This window comes from Nocardia tenerifensis NBRC 101015, from assembly GCF_000308715.1.
Taxonomy (GTDB): Bacteria; Actinomycetota; Actinomycetes; order Mycobacteriales; family Mycobacteriaceae; genus Nocardia; species Nocardia tenerifensis.
In genome coordinates, this window is sequence record NZ_BAGH01000207.1 from 1 (window position 1) to 3026 (window position 3026).

The following is a 3026-nucleotide window of genomic DNA, read 5'->3' on the forward strand; positions in this document are numbered from 1 at the left end:
CCGGGCGTCGCGAGTCGTGGGCGTCTGGCGGGTGAGTTGTGGGTGGCCGGGCGTCGCGAGTCGTGGGCGTCTGGGCGGGGTGAGTTGTGGGTGGCCGGGCGGCGTGAGTCGCGGGCGGCCGGGCAGCGCGCAGCGATTCCGTGGGCGGCGGCGGTGGGGCTTAGGCTGACTGTATGACGGTGATTCTGCTCCGGCACGGAGTCTCGACCTCGAACACCGCCCGCACCCTGGCCGGCCGCAAGACCGGCGTCGAGCTGACCGAGCACGGCGACGCGCAGGCCGAGGCCGTCGCCGACCGGCTCGCCGGGCTGCCGATCGAACGCATCGTGCACTCCCCGCTGCTGCGCTGTCAGCGAACGGTCGCGCCGCTCGCGGAGAAGCTCGGGCTGGAACCGGTCTTCGACGACCGGCTGATCGAGGTCGACTACGGCGAGTGGACCGGCCGTCCCATCGCCGAACTGCTGAACGAACCGCTCTGGAAAGTGGTGCAGCGGCACGCCTCCGGCGCGGTGTTCCCCGGCGGCGAGGGGCTGGCGCAGGTGCAGGTCCGCGCGGTCGCGGCGCTGCGCGAGCACGATCGCGCGCTGGCCGAGCAGCATGGGCACGACACGCTGTGGGTGGCCTGCACCCACGGTGACGTCATCAAATCCGTGCTGGCCGATGCTCTGGGCATCCACCTGGACGGATTCCAGCGGATCGTGGTGGAGCCCGCGTCGATCAGCGTCATCAGATATACGCCGACCGCACCCTATGTGTGGCGGCTCAACGACACCGGCACCGACCTGTCCGCGCTGGCGAATCAGCAACGGCCGGTTGCCGATTCCGGCGCCGAGAAGGCCGACCCCGCCGGGCCCGTTCCCGGTGGCGAGGTCGGCAGTGCCGGGAGTGAGGATAATGGGAATTCGGAGCGTTGAGATTCCTTGTACACGGATAGTGGGCGTTGTAATGCCGGCGCCGTGGGTAGTCGATCAGGGTCACGTATCAGGAGGTGCAGATGTCACGCGCAATCCATGTATTTCGCACCCCCGATCGTTTCGTCGCCGGGACCGTCGGTGAGCCGGGCGATCGATCGTTCTATCTGCAGGCCATCGAGGAGCCGCGGGTTGTCAGCGTGTTGCTGGAGAAGCAGCAGGTGAAGGTGCTCGCCGACCGGATGGGTCTGCTGTTGGACGAGGTGGCCCGCCGGTTCGGCGCCGAGGTGCCGCCGCAGGCCGAGGACATCGGCGACACGGCGCCGCTGGTGACCCCCGTCGACGCGGAGTTCCGGGTCGGCACCATGGGGCTCGGCTGGGACGCCGACGCGAACGCCGTCGTCGTGGAGTTGCTGGCGATCACCGAGACCGAGGTCGACGAGTCGGTCGTGCTCGACGACACCGAGGAGGGGCCCGACGCCGTGCGCGTGTTCCTCACGCCGATCCAGGCGCGCGAGTTCGCGTTGCGCTCCACCCGGGTGATCGCGGCGGGCAGGCCGCCGTGTCCGCTGTGCGGGGAGCCGCTGTCGTCGCGGGGGCACATGTGTGTGCGCACGAACGGGTACAAGCGCGGCGATATCTTCGGCGCGGCCGAACTAGAGGAGTGATCGGTGACGCGGGCCGGGGACCGGTTCCACAGCGGCGAGCTGACGGTGATCGGGCGGATAAGCACCGCCAGCAATGTGACCCTGGTCTGCGACATCGTCGATGACGCCGAACCGCCGCTGCGGGTGGTCTACAAGCCCGTGCGCGGCGAGCGACCTCTCTGGGATTTCCCCGACGGCACCCTCGCGGGCCGCGAGGTCGCGTCGTATCAGATCTCGGCCGCGATCGGCTGGGGCGTGATCCCGGAGACCATCCTGCGCGACGGACCCTACGGCGTCGGCATGGTGCAGCGCTGGGTCGAGGGCGTGGACAACCACACCGACCGAGGAGACCGCCTCGACCTGGTCGACCTCTGCCCGCCCGGCTCGGTACCCGACGGTTTCTGCGAGGTGCTGCGCGCTCAGGACCCCGCAGGCAACGAGGTATCCCTCATCCACGCCGACGACCCACGTCTGCACCGCATGGCCGTGCTCGACGTGCTCCTGAACAACGCCGACCGCAAAGGCGGGCACGCGCTCGAGGGAACGGACGGACAGGTCTACGGAGTCGACCACGGCATCTGCTTGCACAGCGAGCACAAGTTGCGCACCGTGCTGTGGGGCTGGGCAGGCCAGCCGTTGAGCGACGCCCTCATCACCGACATCGCCGCATTCGCCAAAGAATTGCCCGGCACAGTCGCCGACCACCTCGCCGAACACATCACCGACGCGGAAATCTCCGCCTTGATCGACCGCACCCAAGAGCTACTCGACGACCCGCTCATGCCCACCCCCCGAACGTCCCGGCCGATTCCATGGCCCGCGTTTTGAATTAGGTTGTCGCTGAATAGGTTGCGCTGCCAGTCGGCAGAGGGTGCGAAAATGCGCGCGGTGCCGAAGTTTCAGCGCAGCCTGAGGCGGTCGCCGCGTGCGGTCGCCGCACCGGAATCCGCACTGTCTCTCGGGATCCGCACTGAGTATGTGGCCCCATATTGGGTGCGTGCCCCGAGAAGCAGTGCGGGATCTGCGGCTGTGCCGCATTTCGGTGGCGCGCCTCGGCGTACGGCTGTGTTGCCGCGTTGCGGCGGGGCCCTAAGACGGGTGGCATGTCTCGGCGCGGTTGTGTCGATGCCATTGCAGCGGAGCCTGAGGCGGCTTCCGCTTGCGGTCGCCGTACTGGATCCCGCACTGTCTCTCGGGATCCGCACTGAGTATGGGGCCCCATATTGGGTGCGGGCCCCGAGAAAATGTGCGGGATCTGCAGGTGTGCCGCAGTTCGTTGGCGCGCCTCGGCGTACGGGTGTGTTGCTGTGTCGCGGCGGGGCCCTAAGACGGGTGGCGTGTCGCGGTGCGGGTGTGTCGGGGTCGTCGCGGCAGAACCTGCGGTGGTCGCCGCTTGTGGTCGCCGCACCGGAATCCGCACTCTTTCTCGGGATCCGCACCGAGTGTCGGCGCCGTTGCAGCGCAGCCT

3 protein-coding genes are annotated in these 3026 nt (G+C 68.7%); all 3 read left to right on the top strand.

The window, feature by feature from the left end:
• The first annotated feature begins 173 nt into the window (after nucleotides 1-173).
• The 3 genes from ON39_RS17630 to ON39_RS17640 all read left to right on the top strand — a co-directional run bounded on the left by ON39_RS17630 (nucleotide 174) and on the right by ON39_RS17640 (nucleotide 2386).
• Nucleotides 174-914, top strand: coding sequence for a histidine phosphatase family protein (locus ON39_RS17630; RefSeq protein ID WP_040735409.1), 741 nt, complete (start codon nucleotides 174-176; stop codon nucleotides 912-914).
• Between the two features lie 80 nt (nucleotides 915-994).
• On the top strand, nucleotides 995-1579 hold the full coding sequence (locus ON39_RS17635) for a DUF3090 domain-containing protein (protein ID WP_040735411.1): 585 nt from the start codon (nucleotides 995-997) through the stop codon (nucleotides 1577-1579).
• 3 nt (nucleotides 1580-1582) lie between these two features.
• Nucleotides 1583-2386 carry an SCO1664 family protein gene (locus ON39_RS17640; protein WP_040735412.1) on the top strand — a complete coding sequence of 268 codons (804 nt, stop codon included), beginning with the start codon at nucleotides 1583-1585 and terminating at the stop codon, nucleotides 2384-2386.
• Nucleotides 2387-3026: the final 640 nt, after the last annotated feature.